Origin of the sequence: Ohtaekwangia sp. (genome assembly GCF_036786105.1) — a bacterium.
Classification (GTDB): Bacteria; Bacteroidota; Bacteroidia; order Cytophagales; family Cyclobacteriaceae; genus Ohtaekwangia.
In genome coordinates this window covers 39,882-61,791 of record NZ_DAIQRQ010000028.1, presented here as the reverse complement: position 1 = coordinate 61,791, position 21,910 = coordinate 39,882, and the positions used below count along the sequence as shown (strand labels likewise).

At 43.8% G+C, this 21,910-nt stretch carries 21 protein-coding genes; 5 read left to right on the top strand and 16 right to left on the bottom strand.

What is annotated here, in order from left to right; genetic code table 11:
• A partial coding sequence (locus tag V7Q33_RS13200; protein WP_333820132.1) for a hypothetical protein occupies positions 1-626 on the bottom strand: 626 nt, incomplete at its 3' end.
• A 328-nt stretch (positions 627-954) separates the two neighbouring features.
• Positions 955-1,914 carry a hydrogen peroxide-inducible genes activator gene (locus tag V7Q33_RS13195; RefSeq protein ID WP_333820131.1) on the bottom strand — a complete coding sequence of 320 codons (960 nt, stop codon included), beginning with the start codon at positions 1,912-1,914 and terminating at the stop codon, positions 955-957.
• A gap of 131 nt (positions 1,915-2,045) precedes the next feature.
• Between V7Q33_RS13195 and V7Q33_RS13190 the strand changes: the two genes are divergently transcribed.
• Entirely contained in the window at positions 2,046-3,032 is a 987-nt protein-coding gene (locus tag V7Q33_RS13190; RefSeq protein ID WP_414693427.1) for an alpha/beta hydrolase, read from the top strand.
• Between the two features lie 155 nt (positions 3,033-3,187).
• Positions 3,188-3,490: a DUF1330 domain-containing protein gene (locus V7Q33_RS13185; protein WP_333820130.1), complete on the top strand. Its 303-nt coding sequence runs from the start codon at positions 3,188-3,190 to the stop codon at positions 3,488-3,490.
• A gap of 210 nt (positions 3,491-3,700) precedes the next feature.
• On the opposite strand, the gene V7Q33_RS13180 is transcribed toward V7Q33_RS13185, so the two are convergent.
• Positions 3,701-4,162 (bottom strand): hypothetical protein, encoded by a 462-nt coding sequence (locus tag V7Q33_RS13180; protein ID WP_333820129.1) that lies wholly within the window; start codon positions 4,160-4,162, stop codon positions 3,701-3,703.
• 84 nt (positions 4,163-4,246) lie between these two features.
• Between V7Q33_RS13180 and V7Q33_RS13175 the strand changes: the two genes are divergently transcribed.
• Positions 4,247-4,735: a hypothetical protein gene (locus V7Q33_RS13175; protein WP_333820128.1), complete on the top strand. Its 489-nt coding sequence runs from the start codon at positions 4,247-4,249 to the stop codon at positions 4,733-4,735.
• Positions 4,736-4,793: 58 nt separating this feature from the next.
• On the opposite strand, the gene paaC is transcribed toward V7Q33_RS13175, so the two are convergent.
• A complete protein-coding gene (gene paaC, locus V7Q33_RS13170; protein ID WP_333820127.1) occupies positions 4,794-5,549 on the bottom strand; it encodes a 1,2-phenylacetyl-CoA epoxidase subunit PaaC in 756 nt (251 codons plus the stop codon).
• An 18-nt stretch (positions 5,550-5,567) separates the two neighbouring features.
• Positions 5,568-6,182, bottom strand: coding sequence for a phenylacetic acid degradation b (locus V7Q33_RS13165; RefSeq protein ID WP_442945942.1), 615 nt, complete (start codon positions 6,180-6,182; stop codon positions 5,568-5,570).
• A 155-nt stretch (positions 6,183-6,337) separates the two neighbouring features.
• Here V7Q33_RS13165 and V7Q33_RS13160 point away from each other — a divergent pair, with 155 nt between their 5' ends.
• Positions 6,338-6,583, top strand: coding sequence for a hypothetical protein (locus V7Q33_RS13160; RefSeq protein ID WP_331976645.1), 246 nt, complete (start codon positions 6,338-6,340; stop codon positions 6,581-6,583).
• Between the two features lie 11 nt (positions 6,584-6,594).
• Here the strand turns inward: V7Q33_RS13160 and paaA are convergent, their stop codons facing one another.
• From paaA to V7Q33_RS13115, 9 genes are all read right to left on the bottom strand, one after another.
• Positions 6,595-7,581, bottom strand: a complete 987-nt coding sequence (gene paaA / locus V7Q33_RS13155) for a 1,2-phenylacetyl-CoA epoxidase subunit PaaA (protein ID WP_331976647.1) — start codon at positions 7,579-7,581, stop codon at positions 6,595-6,597.
• Positions 7,582-7,728: 147 nt separating this feature from the next.
• On the bottom strand, positions 7,729-8,322 hold the full coding sequence (locus V7Q33_RS13150) for a TetR/AcrR family transcriptional regulator (protein ID WP_331976649.1): 594 nt from the start codon (positions 8,320-8,322) through the stop codon (positions 7,729-7,731).
• Between the two features lie 183 nt (positions 8,323-8,505).
• A complete protein-coding gene (locus V7Q33_RS13145) occupies positions 8,506-9,504 on the bottom strand; it encodes a hypothetical protein (RefSeq protein ID WP_331976651.1) in 999 nt (332 codons plus the stop codon).
• A gap of 6 nt (positions 9,505-9,510) precedes the next feature.
• Entirely contained in the window at positions 9,511-10,287 is a 777-nt protein-coding gene (locus V7Q33_RS13140; RefSeq protein ID WP_331976653.1) for a hypothetical protein, read from the bottom strand.
• Entirely contained in the window at positions 10,271-10,858 is a 588-nt protein-coding gene (locus tag V7Q33_RS13135; RefSeq protein WP_331976655.1) for an RNA polymerase sigma factor, read from the bottom strand. Before V7Q33_RS13135 ends, V7Q33_RS13140 begins: the two co-directional genes overlap by 17 nt.
• 259 nt (positions 10,859-11,117) lie before the next feature.
• A complete protein-coding gene (locus V7Q33_RS13130; protein WP_333820125.1) occupies positions 11,118-11,555 on the bottom strand; it encodes a carboxypeptidase regulatory-like domain-containing protein in 438 nt (145 codons plus the stop codon).
• 317 nt (positions 11,556-11,872) lie between these two features.
• The gene (locus V7Q33_RS13125; RefSeq protein ID WP_333820124.1) at positions 11,873-14,272 is read right to left on the bottom strand and encodes a PspC domain-containing protein; all 2,400 of its coding nucleotides are present in this window, start codon (positions 14,270-14,272) and stop codon (positions 11,873-11,875) included.
• Positions 14,273-14,303: 31 nt separating this feature from the next.
• Positions 14,304-14,639 carry a PadR family transcriptional regulator gene (locus tag V7Q33_RS13120; RefSeq protein WP_331976661.1) on the bottom strand — a complete coding sequence of 112 codons (336 nt, stop codon included), beginning with the start codon at positions 14,637-14,639 and terminating at the stop codon, positions 14,304-14,306.
• A gap of 558 nt (positions 14,640-15,197) precedes the next feature.
• Positions 15,198-15,446 carry a hypothetical protein gene (locus tag V7Q33_RS13115; protein ID WP_331976663.1) on the bottom strand — a complete coding sequence of 83 codons (249 nt, stop codon included), beginning with the start codon at positions 15,444-15,446 and terminating at the stop codon, positions 15,198-15,200.
• Positions 15,447-15,650: 204 nt separating this feature from the next.
• Here V7Q33_RS13115 and V7Q33_RS13110 point away from each other — a divergent pair, with 204 nt between their 5' ends.
• Positions 15,651-20,567: a C25 family cysteine peptidase gene (locus V7Q33_RS13110; protein WP_333820123.1), complete on the top strand. Its 4,917-nt coding sequence runs from the start codon at positions 15,651-15,653 to the stop codon at positions 20,565-20,567.
• Between the two features lie 47 nt (positions 20,568-20,614).
• On the opposite strand, the gene V7Q33_RS13105 is transcribed toward V7Q33_RS13110, so the two are convergent.
• Both V7Q33_RS13105 and paaD read right to left on the bottom strand, forming a co-directional pair.
• Complete coding sequence (locus V7Q33_RS13105; protein ID WP_333820122.1) at positions 20,615-21,223, bottom strand: LemA family protein; 609 nt, start codon at positions 21,221-21,223, stop codon at positions 20,615-20,617.
• Between the two features lie 171 nt (positions 21,224-21,394).
• Positions 21,395-21,910, bottom strand: a 516-nt coding sequence (paaD, locus tag V7Q33_RS13100; RefSeq protein WP_333820121.1) for a 1,2-phenylacetyl-CoA epoxidase subunit PaaD, incomplete at its 5' end; no start/stop codon positions are given.

Below are 21,910 nucleotides of genomic sequence, written 5' to 3'. Positions count from 1 at the left end.
TTCAATTCGTGGTTAATAGCTTTTGTTCGTTTTAGATAGTTCTCCGAGTCTTTGTTAATACATTTCAGATCAGCCAGCGACAGATAATCGGGGTGGTAAATTTCTGAGATGGTGGCATAAGGAAATGCTTTGCCATCTTTCCGGATGTAAAACACATAGATCCAGATCGAGAGCTTTGTGGGAGGGATGTTCCCCATCAATGTATATAGTCTTTTCCAATCGGCAGAAGGCGATAGCTCTCCCAGGTAAATATTCTTTTTCTCAATCTTCCATCCATGCGATTTAAAAATACTTCCTATAGATCCTCCCTGCACAATCAGTTGATGCTCTTTGGAAAAGGAACTGTCGATAGCTTCGGTATAATCTACTACTGCCAGCGTACGGGTTATCTTTTTGCCGTCATACAGATTGGATACCCGCAACCGGTCGCTGGTATAAAGCACATCCAGTCCATAGCCGCCAAACTTTTTCTCAATCCTTTCGCTGTTTAATAGGTTAACAGACAGTATTGAATCGCAGGATACAACGGTTGCCGACTGATTATCACCGCGTTGCGCGTAACACATCGCTCCCGACATCAACGATGCAGACAGGGCAACAATAAATATGTATACTTTTATTTTCATTACTATACCTTCCCTGACAAATATAGCATGGAAACGCAAAGCGCAATATTTACTGACAGGATAGTTTACTATTCGGCATCGAAATAGATGATAATGACAATTCTGTCCGAGAAGTGCGCAATGGCTGTACTTAACTACCTAAAATTATCACAGTAATATTGATGACAAATCAGCTTATGTTACTTGGGCAGGAGAGTCTAATGACTTCTACGACCTGCATTTTCCGGAAGCTCATGCTCAACAGAATTGTGTTGATATTTTAGTTTCGACAAGAACGCGAATATACTGATGAAGTAATTTGGTGAATCTTGTTTCATTAAGATGATTACTACTTCGTCATATCCAGAAAATAAGGTGAATCGTCCCATTTGATATGTTTATACTTCACTTTATTTTTGAGTGCTTCGGGAAGTGCATTCCATATTGTGCTTTTCATTTTCTCCAGCAGAAGTTTTCTGGTAAATGTATCGGCTACTACAAGGCTGATCTCGCGAACGGGTTGGGGATCTTTAAATGTCTTAACGACAGAGGTGGTGGGTTCACTCAAAACGGAGAGCCAGGGTACAATGGCAAAACCCAAATTGGCGCGAACCATATTCTTTAATGTCTCTATACTGGTAATTTCATAGGCAGAGCGAAGCGAAGCTTTCTTCTTCGGTATACTACAAATATCAATCAGCTGCGCATTGTAGCAGTATTCACTGTTGAGTAGTAACAATCCAAATTTATCCTGCTCGTTTAGTTTGTAAAATGCATTCTTTGCCTGCGGGTGTGAGGGATGCAGGTAAGCAACGAACGGCTCCATAAATACCGGAAATTCTATAAGACCTGGTCTGCCGGTGGGTGTAGCCATCAGGGCAACATCGAGTTCTCCCGCATCCAGGTCGTTCATGAGCTGTAGGGTAGAAGCTTCTTTGATGATGTATTCAATTTTTGGTGTTTCTTTCTCCATGGCATTCATGAAGAAAGGCACGAGGTAAGGTGATAAGGTAGATACAACACCAAGCCGTATTGTACCTTGCAGTATATTCTTTTTTTCTACTACCAGGTCGCGTATACCATCCATTTCGCGAAGCACGCGCTTGGCTTTTGCGATGATCTCTTCTCCAACCGGAGTGGGTTTAAGAGGAACTTTTGAGCGATCAAAAATTTTTACTCCAATTTCTTCTTCCAGGCTTTTCAGTTGAATAGTGAGTCCCGGCTGCGTAATAAAACATGCTTCTGCGGCTCGGGCAAAGTGTCTTTCCTGGTTCAGCATTACAATATAGCGGAGCTGTTGTATGGTCATGATTATTAGTAAAACTTATGATCATGTAAAATTATTAATTTGATTAATGATTTCAATGCTTTCACCTTTGAGCCATCAAAAAACACAAAGGAGTAATGAAAACAATAATCAAACTTTTAATCCTGACAATTATGAGCCAGACAATGTATGCACAAGCACCAAACTATGCGACTGATCCGCACATCGATCGTGGAACCAAAGAATTTCTAAAAGTACTGAATGCCGGGGGCACTCCACTGGAGACACTTTCCAAAGAAGATGCACGCCAGGTATTGGTTGGAGCACAGGCTTCTGTAAAAGTTGATTTATCGGGTATAGAAGAATCTGAAAAGACGATCACAGCCGATGGTTACTCGGTAAAGCTTAACATCGTGCGACCTCAAGGTGTAAAAAGTAAATTACCGGTATTTATTTTCATCCACGGTGGTGGCTGGATTCTTGGCGACTATCCTACACACAAGCGCATGGTTAGAGACCTGGTGGTTCTTTCCGGATATGCTGCGGTATTTGTAAACTATACACCGTCACCGGAAGCTCATTTTCCGAAAGCGATCAACGAGATATATGCTGCTACGAAATGGGTAGCTGAACATGGCGATCAGATCAATGTAGATGGAAAGAAGCTGGCGGTTGTAGGAAACAGCGTGGGCGGTAATATGGCGGCAGTCACTGCACTTATAGCGAAGGAGAAAAAAGGTCCGGAGATCAAAGTACAAATACTGCTGTGGCCTGTTACCGATGCTACTTTCTCACAAGCTTCTTACGAAACGTATGGTAAAGATCGCTTCCTCACTACATCCATCATGAAGTGGATGTGGGATCAATATATAGTCAATCCAGCTGAGCGCAAGCAGATCTATGCTTCACCACTTCAGGCAACCGCAGAACAACTGAAAGGTTTACCTCCTGCACTGATTCAGGTTGCTGAGAACGATATTCTCCGCGATGAAGGTGAAGCATACGGTCGCAAGTTGGACGAAGCTGGTGTTACAGTAACTACAGTTCGCTACAACGGAATGATTCACGACTTTGGTTTACTCAATGCACTGGCGGAACTTCCTGCTACCAAATCTATGTTTGTGCATGCTGCTGCGGAGCTGCAGAAATATCTGAAGTGAGAAGGTGAGTAGTGGGGAACAAGGAGTAAGAAATAAGGAGTAAGAAATAAGGAGTAAGAATAAAGAGAGGGCTGTTACATTTTTTGTGGCAGCCTTTTTATATTCGTCAGTATATAGGGAAACCGGATGCATGGCAGCAAATAGTTTTTAGCGATATGATTTACATAACACAACTTATCTACATTGTTCCGGGACAGGAAGATGTTTTCGATCAGTTTGAATCGATAGCCATCCCCATTATCACAAAGTATAACGGCCGGCTTTTATTCAGGGTGCGGCCTGCTGATAATGCCTATATTGAATCACATTCCGATAAACCTTATGAAATACATTTAGTAGAATTCAATTCGCAGCAAGACTTCGAAAACTTCAAGCTCGATGAAGAGCGAAAGAAATTCCTACATTTGAAGGAGCAATCGATTAGTGCTTCAGTCTTATTTCAAGGGATAAAGTTGTGAGTTGTGGTGATTAGGTCTATAGGATTGAATGACATTCGATGAGTTCAAGAAGCATTTTGAAGTGTTCAGAAAAATAGATTCACCGCAGGCTCTTCGATTTTTGTGAGGAACAGTGTAAAATATATCTTAAGGACCTTGAGGATGAAATTACTTTGAACCAGTTAAGCCGGAGTTGATTCGGTACAGACAAGTAGATTATTAATCGTAAGATCATTCATAAAGTCTCCTGTAATTTGTTCCGTACCTTTTTTCCAACTCTTCTTTGGAATAGAAAACCCATAGACCGGCATGGCCGGTTCCGTTGGGAGCTGCTGTAATTTCCGTTATAAATTTTTCTTCCTCGAGCTCAAAGAAAGCTTTTTCAGCTTGAATGAATCCATTCTCGCTATCAGTATAGTATAGGCAGTTAATAATTTTCTTCCCTTTAAGTTTTTTTAGTTTTTCATTCCCTTTACCTTCAAAAATACTGGATGCTTCGGGTGGCAGCGTTCTTTCCCAGATGAGATCATCTTCATTCTCTATACTTTCTTCCTCATCGATCCATGGTATGCCAATGACGATGTTTCCTTTAAGAACAATGAAAGAGTCGGCAAAGTCTAACCCGTAAGATTCATATTTTACGATTACCCGGATGTCTTCAATCTCTTTTCCGATCAGGCCTTTCAGTTTCATATTTTGATAGAGGCTGTGTATGGGAGATTCTAATATAGGAATATAATTTTTGAGATTACCCAATATTTTTATTTCTTGAAATTAATGATGAAGAGGCTTTCGATTATTATACTGATAATATCACTTGTTGTGCTGATGTTCACTGTAAAGTTGAACCCCGGCAGGATTGTAATGGGATTCTATGCTGGTGAATGCGATGGAAATTGTAGCACCCTGTATGAAGTAACGGAGAAGGTCTTGCGCATCGATACAACTTCGTTTCGGGAAGCTCAATATGGTTATGCAGACTTAAAAATAAAAGGACAAAGATTTCTTGAGGAAGATGACGAAGGGAATTTTCAGTCTTTTAAAATTGACATTCCCATTATAATGTTACTTGAACCAAGAACCAGGTTTGGCTGTCCTGATTGTTGGGATCAGGGTGGATGTTTTCTGGAATTTACCCTCTTGGGAGTAAAACGACAATTTGAAATCGAAGAAGGAAAAGAACCACTATATTTCCCTCAACTAACGGATGAAGTGTCAAAGAGGGTAAAGGCTATTAGGAATGAGTTCAACAAAGAACGCAGGTGACACTCTCTAATAACAAATCACCTTACTTGTAGCCAGCAGCCTGAAGCCAGCAGCCCTTTCACCACTCCGCCAACGGATCAATTCTAAACACCTCCGACATTTCATCTAACAACGGTTGCAAATGTTCGGTATGCTTGCCACTGCGGCCGCCAACGATTGGTGTGATGGACTGCCACAAGGGGAGTTGCAAGCGTGTTTGGTGTATACTATTTTCAACCTGCAGTTTCCATCTTTCCAGAAGCACTTGTTCACCGGCAAATATACCTTCGCTGATCAGCGTTTGTTCATAAGGTGATTCTTCAAATATACCGAGCGCGTAGGGGAGTGCTATATCCAGCGAATGCTGTAAACGTGTTATGCTTTCTTCAGTGGCTGATCCAAGCCTTTTTATCCAGGTGTTGGCGTGCAGGGTGTGGTATCGCAGTTCTCCTTTGATCTTGCGTGCGAGCTCTGCCAGAGGCTGAAAGCTGGAATTGCTTAACATTTCGAATCGCAGTGCTTCGGCAGTATCGAACAAAAAATGACGAATGAGGCTGAAGTCGTATTCGCCATTGGGCAACTCTACAAATATTGTGTTATGGAATTGTTGAGCATTCCGGGTGAACGCTACCGTATCGGGTGCTTGCTCTCCCAGTTGGTGGAGTATCTGGTATAGCGCATAGCTTTGGCCCACCTTATCCTGCGCCATGGAAGAGAACGCTATATCTTCTTCCAGCAGCGGTCCGAAACCTGTCCACTCAGAATTACGATGACCGAGTATAAGTTGATCATCGGCTATTTTATACAGGAGTTCTTTTATAGCTATATCATCCATACTATATATCGTGAGAGGTTATGATGTTGATCGCCCGATGAATGCCTTGAGTTTATCGCCACCTTTATAGTCTGAGGCATCGCGAAATTTCTTTTCAGGTAATGTATTCCATAGGTCTTTCTCTTCCGGAGTGGTGAAGCGTATATCGCTTGTGCGAATCGTCCAGATGTTGTAAACGATCTTGTCGCCAGCTAATTTTTCTTTTGCTGCCTGCATGGCTTCTGCAGGTGTAGCGGCTTCTACCGTGCCAGCATGCAGGTGCTGTTTGCCACGCTTCAGCAAGTGGTAAATTTCAAATGATGTTTGAGGTTCGGTTGTCGTTGCAATATCGTCAAGCAGTGTATATACATTCCTATCGCCATCGGTGGTAGGTGATATATATACATTTCGCGTATCGACTACATAGAGTGATGTGCAGGTAAATCTGCGGGTAAACGCTTCTTTGGCGAGCACGTACGCCAGTTCCAGGTCAGGCGCATGCACGGCTCCTTCATGTTGAAAGGGCTTGCCTTCTTTTGGCTGCACAAACACTTCGAATGTACCAAACTGATCAAGCGGTGCTTTGGGCACAATGGCATCGGGTGCATGCGGCAACCGGTTCACTCTTGGATCTAATGACTTCACAGATTGCATTGTTATATATAGTTCTACAACTTTACTCCTCAGCCTTTTTGCTTTCGGCTTTAAGCTTTCTGCTACTTCGTTAAGCTTTTTTTAATTAGCCTTTTTTGTTTTAAGTCTTTCAAAAAAACTTATTCCTTCGTATTATCGTTCTCTTCAATACCACCATGAAGTACCTTGATTTTCTTTTAGCGCTGGACGTTCTCTACCGGTACTATCCCAAGTATCACTCCAATGAACTGTTCATTCTGGCAGACGATATCTGGAAATGGATGAACAACGAGTTGCCGGAAGACAGCAGTACATTGGTATATCTGAAGAGTTGTTATAACTCACCTTCGGAGGCATTATCGGCAGTGTGGAAAGAGATCGTACTCATTACCGGTACACTTGCGGCGTTTAGAAGAAATTAGATTCTCGTTGTTTACGCCAGTGGTGTTACGTACGTAGCTTTCGGTGAACGCAATGCTTCGCGCACCCATCTTCCTCTTGCTTCTGCTATTCTTCGTACCTCCAGTCGTTCCTTGTTGCAAGGTCCATCACCGTTGATCACCCGCTTAAATTCCTCCCAGTCGGGTTCGGTATATTCCCACTTACCGGTTTCTGTATTCTTTTTCAGCTTCGGATCTGGAATGGTGAAGCCAAGTTCCCACACCTTGGGCACATACATATCGAGGAATTGATTCCGCGTATCATCGTTTGTAGACATCTTTACTCTCCACTTCATCAGCACTTCTGTGTGTGTTGAGATCTTATCAGCAGGACCAAAGAAATGCATCATAGGAGTCCACCAGCGGTTGATGGCTTCCTGGAACATTTGTCTTTGCTTCTCGGTGCCGGTTGCCAGGTATATAACACAGTGATGGCCGTATTTGAGGTGGAATGATTCTTCGGCACAAATTCTTTCAAGTGCCCTGCAGTAAGGGCCATAACTTCCCTTGGCGTTGGCCAGCTGGTTCACAATAGCGCCAGCATCTACCAGCCACGATATAAAGCAGGCATCGGCCCATGTATAGGCCGGGTAATTGAAAATGTTGGAATATTTGGATTTACCGGAGATGAGGTCATCGATCATCTCTTCGCGCGATTTGCCGAGGGTTTCTGCTGCGCTATATAAAAGTTGTGCATGACCGACTTCGTCTTGCACTTTGGCCATGAGCGCCAGCTTGCGTTTGAAGCCGGGAGCACGCGTGATCCAGGTTCCTTCGGGCAGTGCACCGATAATTTCACTGTGTGCGTGCTGCTCGATCATGCGGATAAGTTGTTTGCGGTATAACTGCGGCATCCAATCAGAAGGTTCTATCTTTTCGCCGCGCTCAATGCGTGCTTCAAAGGCTGCCAGCATTTCAGGATCTTCCGCCTGTAAACTATCGGTCTTGATCCCTTCGAATGTATTTCCTCCACCGTACATAACCTTTTACCGTTATCTGTTAACAGTTAATCGTTATCCGTATCCTGTTACCTGTTTACTATTAACGTGTAACAGGTTACGGATAACATCAACAAGGGCTATTTACGACTAAAAAAACCTTAATACAAACGATTGTTAGTTTTAAAATCAGGCATTTTTCTTCAAGCCGTTCACCAGCATGTCGGCCAGTTGGAAACCGAGCTGGGAAGGGTCGATAGCTGAACCCGGATCATACCACATGGGCATCCAGTTCAATGACGAGAAGAGTGTCATAACAGCGAGTTTCTTGTCGATCGTGTCTTTAAACTCTCCTGTGCGTATACCCTGTTCGATAATGCTTTTGAAGCGATTTATATAGTTGATGCGCATCAGCAGGAAATCGCGCAGATACGGTTGGCTAAGGTGCCGGTGCTCGTTCATAAAAACAGCAGAAGCAGTAAGGTCTTTCGCCATTACCTGGATGTGGCCGATAATTCCGTTGCGAAGTTTTTCACTGGCGGATACATCTTTACTTTCAACTTCGGCCAGCGACTTTTGAAATTCAGCAGCCATGTCGAAGCAAAGGCTGCGAAGTATTTCCTCTTTTGATTTGATGTGAGAGTATAAACTGGCGGCTTCTATCCCCAACAACTGGGCGAGGTCGCGCATCGAAGCAGCAGCATAGCCTTTGTCTTTAAAAAGCTCCGCAGCTTTCCTGATCACTTGCTCTTTCCTCGATAAATTTGAAATAGCTTCACTCATAGTTCGATGGACAATTACCTAAAGTTACTAAATATCAATTCACCTTAAAAGTAGTATTAGAAACGGTGCATCGAAAGAAAGTGATAAAAAAATAGGAGTAAATTTCAAGTAACGAGTGTTAGTTATAAAAATGCCGAGTGCTACATTGTTGTAACATCCCGGCATAGCGTAAGCGTGTAGTGATTAAAAAATTACACCAAAGCTGAAGGCGTTGAGTTTGGGGCCTTTGCCTGCTTCGAATAATTCATTCATATCATAGTTGAAGAAAAGATCGGTAGAACGATAACCAATTTGAAGACGTGCGCCATAGCGAAGATTGTTGAGATAGAAACTATCGCGGGTCTTGTCTTTCTCACGGTCGCCATTATCTTTATATACCATCTTGGAGTGACTGCCTACACGATAACCAATGTAAGGACCTATACCGATGCGGAATGAATCGCTATTGCCATCCCACATTCTCGACTTACGGCCATTGTCACCAAAGTCAATGATAGGCACCAGTGAAGCTGTAACATAAGAAGCGGTAAGCTTGCTCTTGATATAGTGATAGCCGCGATTGTCTTGTACAAACTGCACACCGTTGTCATCTTTTTGAACAAGGATGTTGTCGTTTTCAAACTTGAAGTTATACCAGCTCATACCGAGGCCCCATTCGAGGAAGAATTTTTTGCCTAGCCGTGAGCGTTGTATGGAAGACAGCCCTACATACCACGATCCCCATGGGCGCACGGAATAGTTTGCATTGCTGGAAGGAAACTTTCCGTTGTCGAGATAGTTGTTTGTGCCCAGGTCGAAGTTAAACGATTGCCATGTACGCCCCCAGCGTCTGCTTTTGTTAAAGTCTACATTCCAGTCGTTTCCATTGTCGTCATCATGGCCACCGATATCACTTTTGTCGTCACCTTCGCGCGTCCAGTATACTTCTTCGCTATCGCCCGGCTTGCGGGTAGAGTCTTGTGCCAGTGCGGTGGTGTCGTTGTTCTCCAGTTTGGTGATAATGTTCTTGAAGAGCTCGTTGTAGTTATAGTTCTTGAGTACTTCCAGGTCTTTACGGTCTTCAACAGTAAATATCACACGACTGGTTTTTCCTAACTCTACAATTACAGTGTCGCGCTTTTGTTGTGCGCGTGCAGTAATGGCAAGCAATATTATAGTTGCCATCAGAAATGTTTTTTTCATACTTCGTTACTTGTTTTGTCCACGTTTTTCTGTTTTAAAATTCAGCGCGAGAATTTCATTTTTCTTCTGCCGCAGTTCGCCAACAGGATCCTGATTGTTTGTAAGATCCTGTGCTCTCTGCAGCAACTTCTTAAACGTAGATGGCTTATCATCTTCATCGGTTGCTTCGTCTGAAACATTTTTATTTAAATAATTATCTGTTTCAGCAGACGTGATCACCAACGTGATGCCTTTGCGCTGCGAAGTATATATAGATTCGTTTTTAACGATAACAGGTGCGGGTGTTTCTGTTGCCGCTATGTTATTTTCTGTTTTCTCGTGCTGTGGTATAACTTCTGCTACCTCCTGCTTCGGTGTTTCAATGATAGCGGGTTGTGTATTTTTATCTTCAAGGGCAATGCTTTTGATTGCTTTCTGTGTTACCGGCTCTGTTGACTTTGCAGTATATATAGGATGCTTCATCTGATGATCGGCTTCTTTTATGGTTTGAGGGGGCGATGTAGCCTGAGCTTTTTGTGTTTCCGCTGGAGATATTTCTGCAGGCTGAGAAGCATTGTGGCTCATAACAGGTTGTGATGCGGAATCAACATTACCTTTCACGGATAGCCAAAGTATATATCCGGCAACCAGGAGCAACAGCAGCGAAGCAGCTACCTTCCACCAGGTCGCTTTGTTATTTTTTTTATCCAAACCGGCTTCTATTCTGTCCCATGCACGGGCAGGGGCGGGCCTGGAAAAGCTTTCCAGCTTTTGGTGAAATAATTTATCAGGTTGCTGATTCATCGTTGATAATTTTTTGATCGGACATCCAATCGTGCTCCACTAATTTCTTCTGCAGGTAAACACGCGCGCGGCTTAGCTGCGACTTAGATGTGTTTTCACTGATGCCTAATTGTTCTGCTATTTCTTTATGCGAGTAGCCATCGATGGCGTACATATTGAAGACAATCCTGTAACCGGCGGGTAACTCCTGGATGAGGTTGAGAAGATCTTCGGTTTCGAGACGATCGCTCAGGTTGTCGTAGTCGGGTTCGCGATCGGCCTGCTCCAGGTCTGTTTCCAGGTACATGGAGCGGTTTCTGCGCAGGTGTGTGAGTGCTTCGTTCACTACAATTCTTCTGATCCATCCCTCAAAGCTTCCCTCATTTTTAAACTGCTCAATCTTGTCGAACACCTTCATAAAAGCCGTTACGAGGATATCCTCTGCTTCCATCGGGTCTTTGACATACCGGTAGCACAGTCCATACATTTTGGACGAGTAGGTATCATACAGGCATTTCTGAGCGTTGCGGTCACGCTTCAGGCATCCCTGGATCAACTCATGTTCCTTTGCCCGGTAAATTTTAAATTCCATTTAATGGTTCTGACTCCAAGATGCGTATACGGAGGCCGGGGTTGCGCGGGGGAGAAATTTTTTTTGCAAAGCGTGAAAAATTTAGCTGCGAGCTTCTGGCTGCGAGCCGCGAGATGGACAGGGTAAGGTGCGTAAACCGGAAAACCGATACTTGCCTCACAATGTTCAATTGGTCTGAAAGCCATAGGCTTTCGACCACACTCATGCTCCTCCGCCCACACTTCTAGCAGCTAGTGGCTGGCAACTCGCAGCTATTTTTTCAATACGCTGCCTGGTAATCTACAGTTATGGTTATCCATGAGAATTTTCGTGGCCTGACAGATACGCAGTTTATGCAGCCGTTGCTGTCGTAAAGGTTGGCGAACAGCCCCTGGTCTTCTTTTATAAAAACAGAATATTTCCCTTGGGGGAGCTTTACGTGGAAGGAGCCGTCTTTATCGCTGATCACTTTTGTAACAAATGCCGTCTGGATGTTGGAGAAGAAGCCGTTTTGCTGGGTGACATCCTGCAACGTGGTAGCGTTGTAGATATAAATTTCGCGCACAATTCCCTGTTGCGGGGCTCGTGTGGTTCGATCGGTGCTGGGCATTTGATTGCCGCTAACCCAGAATACCTGGCCGCGAATACCTTGTTTCTGAGCCTGCGCGTTAAAGAGTAAACTTACCAGTATGGTGGTGAGCAGGAAAAGTTTTCTCATATTCTAATATACCAAATACGATATGAATTACCGACTGTTTATCACGATGATCGTGAACCGGAGCGTAATGTTACTATAAATCGGCAAATGCGCGACAGCTTTCAAGATACAATTAGATAATCAGGCAGATCAGATAGACCAATACCATTAATAAAAAGATAATCATGCGTGTTGGGTTAAGGATTTACAGGGCTGATGGTATATTTTGAGGAAAAAATCATGATGTGTTGTGTTGAAATTGCCGCACTGAACATCGAACACAAGAAAATATATACTCAAAAGGGGAAGCATAAGCCACCCCTTTTTGAGCAATGGCATTAATGATCGCGCTTCACAACATCCGGGTGGCCGCGATAGTCAATATCGCTGGCGATGCCTTCTTCCATTTCGAGGTGTCTTGTAACATTTACCTTTGCTGAGGAGGCACCGTTTACTTCGATCACAGCATCTTCTACTTCAAAACTATAGGCACGCAGCGTAGAAGCTCCCTGCACCGTGGCTTCCATGGTATGACCCTTTCCTTCCAGCGACACTTGAGACGCACCGCTCAAATGCAAGGTTACAGCTTCAGCATCGGCTTCGCCTTTTACATCTACCGCGCCTACCACATCTATATCCAGATCATTTGTAGTAAAATCTTTGAAGCTTATTTTACCGGCACCTTTCGCTTTCAATTTTTCAAGCTGTGGCATGATAATGTTTATCTTCATCTTGTCGATATCGAGGAGATCTTTTCCCCAATGTATACCGCGCTCATCGTCATAGTCAATCACCAGCGTATTGCCTTCGCGCTCGATCTTATACTTTTCTTTTTCATCTTCAGGGCCTGTTAACTCCACCGAATATTCATCGCCACGGGTGATGCGCACATCGAACAAACCACTTACTTCTACTTCCCTGAAATCAGTCAAGTCGTATTCATTGCTGGTTTCTTCTTCGGTTTCCGGATCACCCTCCGCTACCGGACAGGTAAGGCAATCCAATCCTTTGGGTGTCATGCGCCATGTTTCGCCATCCAGGTAATCACCGTCCACATATTGTGTAATGAAGCGGCTCACATCTTCTGTCATGGTGAAAGGGAAATCATACGGTATATACAACGTCATCTCCAGACGCTGGGCGCGGAATACCGCATCTTTCTTAAAGAGTATATTTGAATCGAATGTGAAGACGGAATCCTGAACGTTTACACTATAGTCTACCATCTGCGCATTTTCAATAGCTTTCTGTCGCGTGCTGCCTTGTGCCTGAAACTCCTGTACAAGCTTGAAATCCTTACCATCATATCCTTTCAAGGAAAGCGATGTTTCGTGGTAATTATCCATTCCTACTTCGTGCAATTGCAGCGCTGCTTTTTTTCCTGTTACGTGATAAGTGTTTTCTATTTTATAGGTACCATCTTCCTTGAAGGCATATACGATCTGCGGTATACCGATGCTGAGCATTACAACACTCACAAAGAACAACACAAACAAAGTCCATCCGGCTGCCGCACTGAATACAATGCGCTTGGAGATGATCGATACGCCCAGCAGCAAAATCATCAGGCTCGGCACCAGACACGCTATAAATCCTGCTACGGCAATCCATCCTGGGAAAGCTTTTGTGATGGCATCTACCGGCATGTTGAGGTCACCTTCAATCATCCACGGCAGTGAGAAGGCCGTTCCTGAAAATATACCGAGTGTTACGCCGCCTGTTAAGAGTATAGAAAACGCAAGCGTAATGCCAAGCAACACCACGAATATACCAATGATAACACGCAGTGCTTCCACCAAAGGGCCGATCACTTTTGCCAGTCCCTTCAGAACCAAGGCGATCAACCGGAATGGGAAGAGCAGTATTTTTGTAGCTGCACTTTCTTCTTTCCCTGACTCAACGTTCAGATTTTTTTTTATGGTCGATTCAATGTTCGAGAGTGTAACCGGTTCGCCCTGCATTTGCATGCGATCTGTTAATGTTCTCGCTTCCGGCAAGGCTATCCACAATACGATATAAAGTAAAAGACCAAGTCCGCCGATGATGGTAAAGATCACAAACAGCAGTCGGATGATGACTACATCTATACCAAAGTACGATGCTACACCCCCGGCTACGCCCCCGAGTACTTTACGCTCCGGGTCGCGAAACATTTTTTTGTCAACCATCGGTTCGTCAAGTGTATAAGAGCCGGGCACTACGATCCACATCACCAGGTATATTACAATGGTTACACCGTAGGCAAAGGCCAGTGCCGCAAACAACAGGCGTATCCACAGGGGGTCTACATTAAAATAATTTCCGAGGCCGGCACATACACCACCCAGTATCTTGCGCTGTTGGTCGCGCATAAGGTGGCGAGCAGGTGTAAAGGTTTTGCCGGTATGGGCAGAGAAGGTACTTTCGCTTTGTGTATTATTAGCCGTATTGTTAGTGTCTGGTGATGGCGTTGTGCCATTGAAAGCAGGTTCTTCTGCAGCCTTGAAATCGCTTACACTACCCATGGTTGTGATAAGCGTGTGAACATCCTCTGCAGTGATCACCTGCTTGCCTTCATTCAGTTTGGATAAAAAGATTTCGGCAATGCGGCTTTCAATGTCAGCCATGATCTCGGAGCTGTCTTCAAAAGAAGAAAAGTATTTATTGATCGAGTCGAGATATTTCCGCAGGCTGTCGTACCCATCTTCCTCAATGTGAAAGATGATGCCGCTGATGTTGATGCTGATATTCTTTTTCATATAGTCGATAGACGTGAGGAGTTATACAATGTTAGCTGTTAGACTTTGAGGTAATCATTTGGGTGGAATGTACGAGTTCATCCCACGTCTCGGTGAGCTTGCTCAGGAATTTGCTTCCGCGGTCTGTAAGCTTGTAATATTTTCGAGGTGGCCCGGACTTGGATTCAATCCATTTATACTCGAGCAGTCCCGCGTTCTTCAGGCGGGTGAGAAGCGGGTAGAGTGTGCCTTCCACAACAATGATCTTCGCGGCTGTTAATTCGTCCAGCATATCAGAAGCATATACTTCGCCCCGCGAAATAATGTGGAGGATGCAGTATTCCAAAATTCCCTTTCTCATTTGTACTTGCGTGTTTTCAAGGTTCATACATCCCTGGTTATAATTTCAATATAGTTCCTTATACGGATAAGTACTATGTATGGCCAAGTACTTGGTTGAAATTTTTTGAAAAATCTGTTAAAAATGAATTAATGTTTTGATTAACAGGTCATTAGTTAATTGATAAAGGAGCTGTTTATGGATAATTTGAAAGGGTAAAATCATGATTATTGATTAAACTCAGAACAAATTAGGTGGCTTCAGGCTTGGCAAAGTTGCCGTGTCTGCTAAATTTAAAGCTTGAAGTTGTCACGTTATGCCCATTCCAGAGAAAGATTTCACACAAGAACCTGTTGAAGAAATTAAGGAACCTCTTAAGCAAGAAGGACAGGTAAGCGAAAAGGATATATTTAAACTGGCCAAAAATATACTAACAGCGTGTCTGGTTGTTTATGGAGTGGTATTGATATTGTTTGCTTGGAGTAACTGTTTAAACATAAACGGCCCCATGAAAGAAATCTGGGATTTCTCGTCACAGGGCCTGTTTGGTATTGTAAACCTTATAATCGGATTTTACTTCGGAGGTAAAATCGCTTCTAACAAGAATTAATGTACTAGCTCCATGCGGGTTAAATTTCCCTTCTTGTCTTCGACAATAAGCTTTCCATCGTCTTTCTCCTGAAGTTCGAGCAATCTTCGGTATAGACGCAAAGCGGTACCAACAATGTTTGTTCTATTGGTGTTATGCGTAAGCTGGGAAATCACCTCAATGTCATCGAGTGTTTTCCTTCCCATATTCATGGTCACTTTTACAACATCCGGAGATGTTGCAGTTTCTTTATTTTCAGTTGCCATAGTACAAGGTTTTGTCTTAACTTAATGATTTAAAAGTATGTATTTAATACATATTTTATATGTATCGAAACCATATTTAAAAAAATAAGTTCACTTTCTCTAAACCGTTTGAAAGTTAAATGACGTCCTGTACTTACTTCAAAGTGAAGGTTCGTATGTACTTTTGTTTAGAAGGTTAGGATTTGGGTTGAAATCAAAGTTTTAATGAATCGTTTTTTAACGGCGTGGCTCATACTTACAGTAGCTCTGCAGGCGAGCGCTCAGGTTGGTAATGAATGGATCAATTACGGCCAGCCCTATTATAAGATTCCTACTGCAAAAAACGGTATTTATCGGCTTGATTATAGCACGTTGCAGGCTGCAGGCTTTCCGGTAGGTTCTGTTGATCCGCAAAAAATTCGCATATACCATCGCGGAACCGAACAGGCTATCTATATAGAAGGCGAAGGTGATGGCCAGTTTAACAGTTCTGATTTTATTGAATTTTACGGAACCCGAAATGATGGCGTGCTCGATGCCGATCTATACCGGCCCTCATCGTTGCAACCGCATAAATATTATAATCTATACTCCGATACTACCAGCTATTTTTTAACCATCAGTTCGCTCTCCGGAAAACGAATGACAGCATTCTCCGAAGCTAATGCTGGTATACTGCCCGATGCATATCACTTTGATGAAAAATTAATGGTACTCACCAGTCAGTATTCTTCGGGTACAGACTATAACATTGAAGTACAAAACAGTTTTTATGATCAGGGTGAAGGCTGGACGGGTGCGCAGGTTGTGCAAGGACAATTTATAGACTATACATTTACAGATGTTATCAACACTGTAACAACAGGGCTGGTACCTCAACTGGAAATGGTAATGGTAGGCCGTGGGCCGATGGATCACGTAGCAGAGGTATATGTAGGCACGGGGCAGCGATTGCTCACCACGGTTAATTTCAGCAGCTATGATGCCTATACACTTTTACAGACTTTACAGTGGAGTGATATCGGCACAGACGGAACGTTTACAGTTCGCGTAAAAGTAATTGGCACGGGTGGCTCAGACAGGCTGAGTGTTTCTGCTATAAAATTTCGCTATGCGCAACAACTGAATGCAGCTTCGGCTACCGAGAAAGTTTTTAACCTGCAACCCAATGCCAGCGACAAGTCGTATATCGAAATACAAAATGCTCCAGCCGGTTTTCGCTTGTTCGATATAACAGACGAAGCGAACATTGTAAAGATTGGCACCACATCAACCTCTACATTAAATGCTGTTATTCCTAACACCAGCACCTCGCGGAAAATATACGCAACGTCTGCTGCGTTAACGCCTGCCAGGATTATACCGGTGTCGTTCAGAAATATTAATCCATCATTGTATAACTATCTCATCATAACGCATCCGTTGTTAAGACGACCGGGGGGCGGTTATAGCGATCCGGTAGAAGCGTATGCTGCTTACAGAGCCTCTGCGGCTGGTGGCCGTTATGATACATTGATCATGAATATCGGGTTGCTGTATGATGAGTTCAACTATGGCGAAAGTTCACCGCGCGCTATTTTCAACTTTATGAAGTTTATGGTAGCGACACACATGCCGCGCTACCTTTTTATAATTGGTAAAGGACTCGATCCATACTACGGATACTATCGCAATCCCACTTCATTCACCACATTCAAAGACCTGGTGCCTTCTGCCGGGTATCCCGGCTCGGATGCGTTGTTTACGGCAGGGCTTGCCGGTACAACGGATGATAATGCTGTGCCTACAGGTCGTATCACGGCCATGAAATCGGAAGATGTCGCCAACTACCTGAACAAAGTAATTGAAACCGAGGCACGACCGTTTGATGATCTGCGCAGAAAAAATATACTTCATCTTAGCGGAGGCATTAATGAAGGTGAACCTGAGCTATTCCGATCATACCTGGAAGAATATGCAACTATTGCAAAGAGTTATTACCTGGGCGGAAAGGTTTCGGCTATAGCCAAGCGTTCCACGGATATAGAACTGATCAATATATCGGAAGAAGTAAATAAAGGTGTAGGCCTTGTTACATTCTTTGGTCACGCATCTCCCAGCACACTCGATTTTGATGTAGGGTATGTTACCGACCCGATTATGGGATATAACAATGCCGGTAAATATCCGATGTTGCTGATGAACGGCTGTAACACCGGTTCGTTCTTTCTTCAGTATACTTTGTTTGGTGAAGACTGGGTAATGGCTGCCAACAAAGGTGCTACCGGATTTATAGCGCACAGTGCCTTTGGTCTTGTGTCAAGCCTGCGGTTATATTCCGATTTCTTTTATAAAGTTGGTCTGGGCGATTCAACCTATATACATAAAGGTATAGGCGATATACACCGCGAAACGGCCAGGCGGCACATTGCTTACGTAGGTTCATCGCCAATAAGCACTACGCAGGTGCAAGAGATGATTCTGCTGGGCGATCCGGCAGTTCCCTTGTTTGGTGCTCCCAAACCTGATCTTGAGATCAATAACAAGAATATATACCTTGAATCGTTTGATGGCGGACAAGTTACTGCACTTACCGATTCATTCGCTCTTCGCATCATTGTACGGAATTTTGGCCGCGCACAGCAAGACACCATGCGCATTGAAGTGAAGCGCTACCTCAACGACAACTCGGTAATTGTTTACGACTCATTATACCCCTCTACATTGTATAGCGATACATTGGCGTTAATTATTCGCAGAGGCCGGGAGAATGGCTCCGGTAACAATCGTTTCGAAATCACGGTTGATCCTGACAGTGTGATTAGCGAGTTAAGAAAAGATAACAACACAGCTTCCTATGAATTGCCGATTGCATTGAACGGCACGATGAATCTATACCCGGTGGATTTCTCTATTGTGCATGCTAAAGACGTTATGCTCTCGTTCCAGACAACAGATTTACTCTCGGCTGAACGGGAATTTACCATAGAAGTAGACACTGTGAATACCTTTGATAGTCCCTATAAGAAAACACTTACCGCAAAAGGCACCGTGCTGGCGCGGCAAAGTATAGCTATGCTGCAGGCCGATACACTGGCATATTACTGGCGAACAAAGTTAGCGCAGCCACAGGCAGGCGAGAGCGATTCATGGACGGAAAGCTCCTTTACCTATATTGACAACGGTCCGGAAGGATGGGCACAAGTACATTTTCCGCAATATCTGGCCAACGAAACCGTAGGACTTGTAGCCGATGCGACTGCACGGAAGCTTAATTTCAAGGAGACTGTTACATCGATCGATGTAAAAACGTTTGGCTCGGAAAATTCTGCCAGCTACCTGGATGTGAGCATAAAGATTGGTGGTGCCGAGTATAATTTATACCGGCAAGGGTTTGTGTGTCGCGATAATACGATCAACCTGATTGCATTCGACCGGAAATCAACCGTGCCTTATATGGGTGTTCCATTCGAATGGTTTAATCGGGGCGGCAGGGCTTGTGGTCGTGGTCCCTGGGTTATCAATAGTTTTTACTATACCGAATTGATCACAGGCAATGGTGATGACATAACGGCTTACGTTGATAATGTTGCTATAGGCGATACGGTGGTATTGTTTAATATAGGCGATGCCTTAAGTGAACGCTGGCCCGCTGCTGCCAAAACCAAACTTGGAGGACTGGGTATTTCGGTTGCACAGATTGATGCACTGGCTCCCGGTGAGCCTTTTGTAATATTCGGTAGAAAGGGTGCTGCGCCTGGAACAGCGCAAATATTCAAAGCATCGGGCACCCCGCTGAATCAACAGGAGCTTACCGTAAGCAGAACGATTACCGGGCGATATACTTCCGGAACGATGACGTCTAAACTCATTGGACCCGCACAGGAATGGAAATCGTTCATAGCGAACCCTAAAGATGTAGAAGCTGATGATATAGTAACCTTCGATGTTCTGGGAGTAAAGATGAATGGAGAAGAAACTGTATTGCTTGAAGACATTGCAGGCGATCACGATCTTTCTTCCATAGCAGCAACCGATTATCCATACCTGAAAGTAGCTTTCAAAGCGGCAGACAATACCTCGCTTACCGCTGCGCAGCTTCACAACTGGTTGGTACTCTATACGCCGGTGCCGGAAGGTTTGTTGATATACAAAGGCAATGCAACACAAGTATCATTAAACGAAGGGGATGTATGGCAAGGCAACTATAGCTTTATCAACATCAGCGATAAAACTTTTTCAGATTCACTTTCTGTGCACTATGAGTTATTCAACGAGACCAGTCGCACATCACAATCGGAGATCGTAAAGATAAAAGCACCTACTCCGGGCGATACAACTGCTTTTCAGGTGAATTTCAATACCTTGGGCAAGACTGGATTGAACGATGTTACAGTATTTGTAAATCCTCATATTTCACCGGAGCAGTATTATGATAACAACATAATGGTGTTCTCCAATTATCTCAATGTGTCGCAGGATAAATTTGCGCCGGTGCTGGATGTTACGATCGATGACCGCCATGTTGTTAATGGTGACTTCGTTTCGGCCAATCCCTATATATTGGTGCGTGTATGGGATGAGAACAAAAGACTTCACAAACAGAACCTGCAAGGTATGCGCATTTTTCTTACGTATCCTTGTGCAGATGAAACCTGTACACCTGCCGAGATTGATCTCACCGGAGAAACCGTAACCTGGTATGCCGGAACAGATACATCTGATTTTCGTCTGGAATTCAGACCTGCTGATTTGCCGGCTGGTAAATATACTCTGCGCGTGGAAGCTGCCGATGCACTTGACAACACCAGCGGTACTGATCCCTACCTGGTTGATTTTGTAGTAAGCGATGAAACATCTGTAGCAGTATCAGAGCCCTATCCAAACCCGTCTTCATCAGATTTTTATTTCCGGGTAACGCTGGGTGGTAAATATCTGCCGGAAGACTTCAAACTACAGTTAGTGGATGTAACCGGGAAACTACTGCAGGCTTATTCGCAGCAGGACATCAAGGATTTTCACACCGGTATAAATTATATTAAATGGAGCGGCACAGATTTAGGTGGTAATGCCATGCCAAGTGGTGTATATATCTATAAGCTACAGTTCACGCTCAACGGAAATCAGATAACACGCGAAGGAAAGATGGTGATGTTCCGATAGGAATTTAATTACAGTGGGTAGCGTTCAGCAGTTGATTCTGGCAACACTCACTCATCAGAAACCATTTGAAACATGGGGCGTTTTTCAATGGGAGTGTGGGCGTCAATATCCTTCATTTCTGCCCTGTACTTTTCCAGAAAGCGATTGTAATCTGCTACAATGGCATCGTATTCTTCCCGGTAATTATTAACGCGTTGATCGGCCAGTTGGATTTCGTCAGCGAGTTTTTGCAACGTTGTGTTGTATGTAAATTCGGGTTGTGCTTCTGCTAAAGAAAGAAGCTCCGTTACCAGCGAATTGGAAGCAAAATCATATTCTTCCACGACATCGGTATTAGCCATTGTTTTTTGGGTGTAGCGCAGACGCACCAGTTGATCGAGGCGTTGCTCGTAGCCGGCAAGTTGTTCATTTAATTCAGGAGAGGAAACCATCAGCTCATGCAGCAGATTGTGCATGGCTTTTATTTTCTGGTTGTCGTCATGGATCATCACATTCCATGATTGCAACATACTGTCTTGGAGTGCCAGGTAATAATCGGTCAGCGAATCAATGCGCGTAAAGGTCATAGTCTGATCTGCGGCTGCTTGTTTATGGTCGCAGTTCCAGAAAATCAAAGCACAACTGGTAATAACCATACCAGATAACAAGGTTCTCATACTTTATAAAAAGGGCTCCAAATGTCAAATACGGTGCAAAGAAATAAAATGTTCCCCTGGTTTTCAGCTATTTATGAGGGGAGTATGTTTTCGGATTGAATTTAATGATTCACTTCGTGTGTTAAAAAAAATTACGTATACCGAAAGGTGGACAGTTGCGATATAGCGGGGTTAATGTATAGGTTTAAACTGTTCGAATGCTTCCCGGCAGGTGTTGCAGTAATGAATAGAACGGCAAAGTGTAGGACCAAATACATTTTTCAGTTCTGTATCTGTACCGTTGCACTTCGGGCAGGGCACATGTTCCAGCATGTCAATATCTGAAAATATAGCATCCTGCGGAGGCGCCAGGCCAAATTGCTTCAGCGCTTTTTTTCCTTTTTCCGAAATGCGATCGGATGTCCACGGCTGACGAAAATTTACGGAGACGTTTACCGATGCAATGCCACGAGCCATCAGCGCAGTTTTAATTTCCTGCTGCATAATATCAAGAGCCGGACAGCCTACAAATGTAGGCGTCATTTCAATCTCCACAGCATTATTGTGGATGGTGACGGAGGTGATCACACCAAGATCTACCAAGGATAGTACCGGTATCTCCGGGTCTTTCACTTCTTCCAGCCATTTATAAATCTGATCGGTCGTAAACGACATATATCCCCTAAATATATATTCTAAAGTTACGAA

Coding starts and splice junctions, on each gene's coding strand:
- V7Q33_RS13185 (WP_333820130.1), top strand. CDS start 3,188: ATGATTTACATAACACAACTTATCTACATTGTTCCGGGACAGGAAGAT.
- V7Q33_RS13130 (WP_333820125.1), bottom strand. CDS start 11,555: ATGAGAAAACTTTTCCTGCTCACCACCATACTGGTAAGTTTACTCTTT.
- V7Q33_RS13175 (WP_333820128.1), top strand. CDS start 4,247: ATGATGAAGAGGCTTTCGATTATTATACTGATAATATCACTTGTTGTG.
- V7Q33_RS13135 (WP_331976655.1), bottom strand. CDS start 10,858: ATGGAATTTAAAATTTACCGGGCAAAGGAACATGAGTTGATCCAGGGA.
- V7Q33_RS13110 (WP_333820123.1), top strand. CDS start 15,651: ATGAATCGTTTTTTAACGGCGTGGCTCATACTTACAGTAGCTCTGCAG.
- V7Q33_RS13115 (WP_331976663.1), bottom strand. CDS start 15,446: ATGGCAACTGAAAATAAAGAAACTGCAACATCTCCGGATGTTGTAAAA.
- V7Q33_RS13165 (WP_442945942.1), bottom strand. CDS start 6,182: ATGCAATCTGTGAAGTCATTAGATCCAAGAGTGAACCGGTTGCCGCAT.
- paaC (WP_333820127.1), bottom strand. CDS start 5,549: ATGGATGATATAGCTATAAAAGAACTCCTGTATAAAATAGCCGATGAT.
- V7Q33_RS13145 (WP_331976651.1), bottom strand. CDS start 9,504: ATGAAAAAAACATTTCTGATGGCAACTATAATATTGCTTGCCATTACT.
- V7Q33_RS13105 (WP_333820122.1), bottom strand. CDS start 21,223: ATGAGAACCTTGTTATCTGGTATGGTTATTACCAGTTGTGCTTTGATT.
- V7Q33_RS13140 (WP_331976653.1), bottom strand. CDS start 10,287: ATGAATCAGCAACCTGATAAATTATTTCACCAAAAGCTGGAAAGCTTT.
- V7Q33_RS13125 (WP_333820124.1), bottom strand. CDS start 14,272: ATGAAAAAGAATATCAGCATCAACATCAGCGGCATCATCTTTCACATT.
- V7Q33_RS13120 (WP_331976661.1), bottom strand. CDS start 14,639: ATGAACCTTGAAAACACGCAAGTACAAATGAGAAAGGGAATTTTGGAA.
- V7Q33_RS13160 (WP_331976645.1), top strand. CDS start 6,338: ATGAAGTACCTTGATTTTCTTTTAGCGCTGGACGTTCTCTACCGGTAC.
- V7Q33_RS13195 (WP_333820131.1), bottom strand. CDS start 1,914: ATGACCATACAACAGCTCCGCTATATTGTAATGCTGAACCAGGAAAGA.
- V7Q33_RS13180 (WP_333820129.1), bottom strand. CDS start 4,162: ATGAAACTGAAAGGCCTGATCGGAAAAGAGATTGAAGACATCCGGGTA.
- paaA (WP_331976647.1), bottom strand. CDS start 7,581: ATGTACGGTGGAGGAAATACATTCGAAGGGATCAAGACCGATAGTTTA.
- V7Q33_RS13190 (WP_414693427.1), top strand. CDS start 2,046: ATGAGCCAGACAATGTATGCACAAGCACCAAACTATGCGACTGATCCG.
- V7Q33_RS13150 (WP_331976649.1), bottom strand. CDS start 8,322: ATGAGTGAAGCTATTTCAAATTTATCGAGGAAAGAGCAAGTGATCAGG.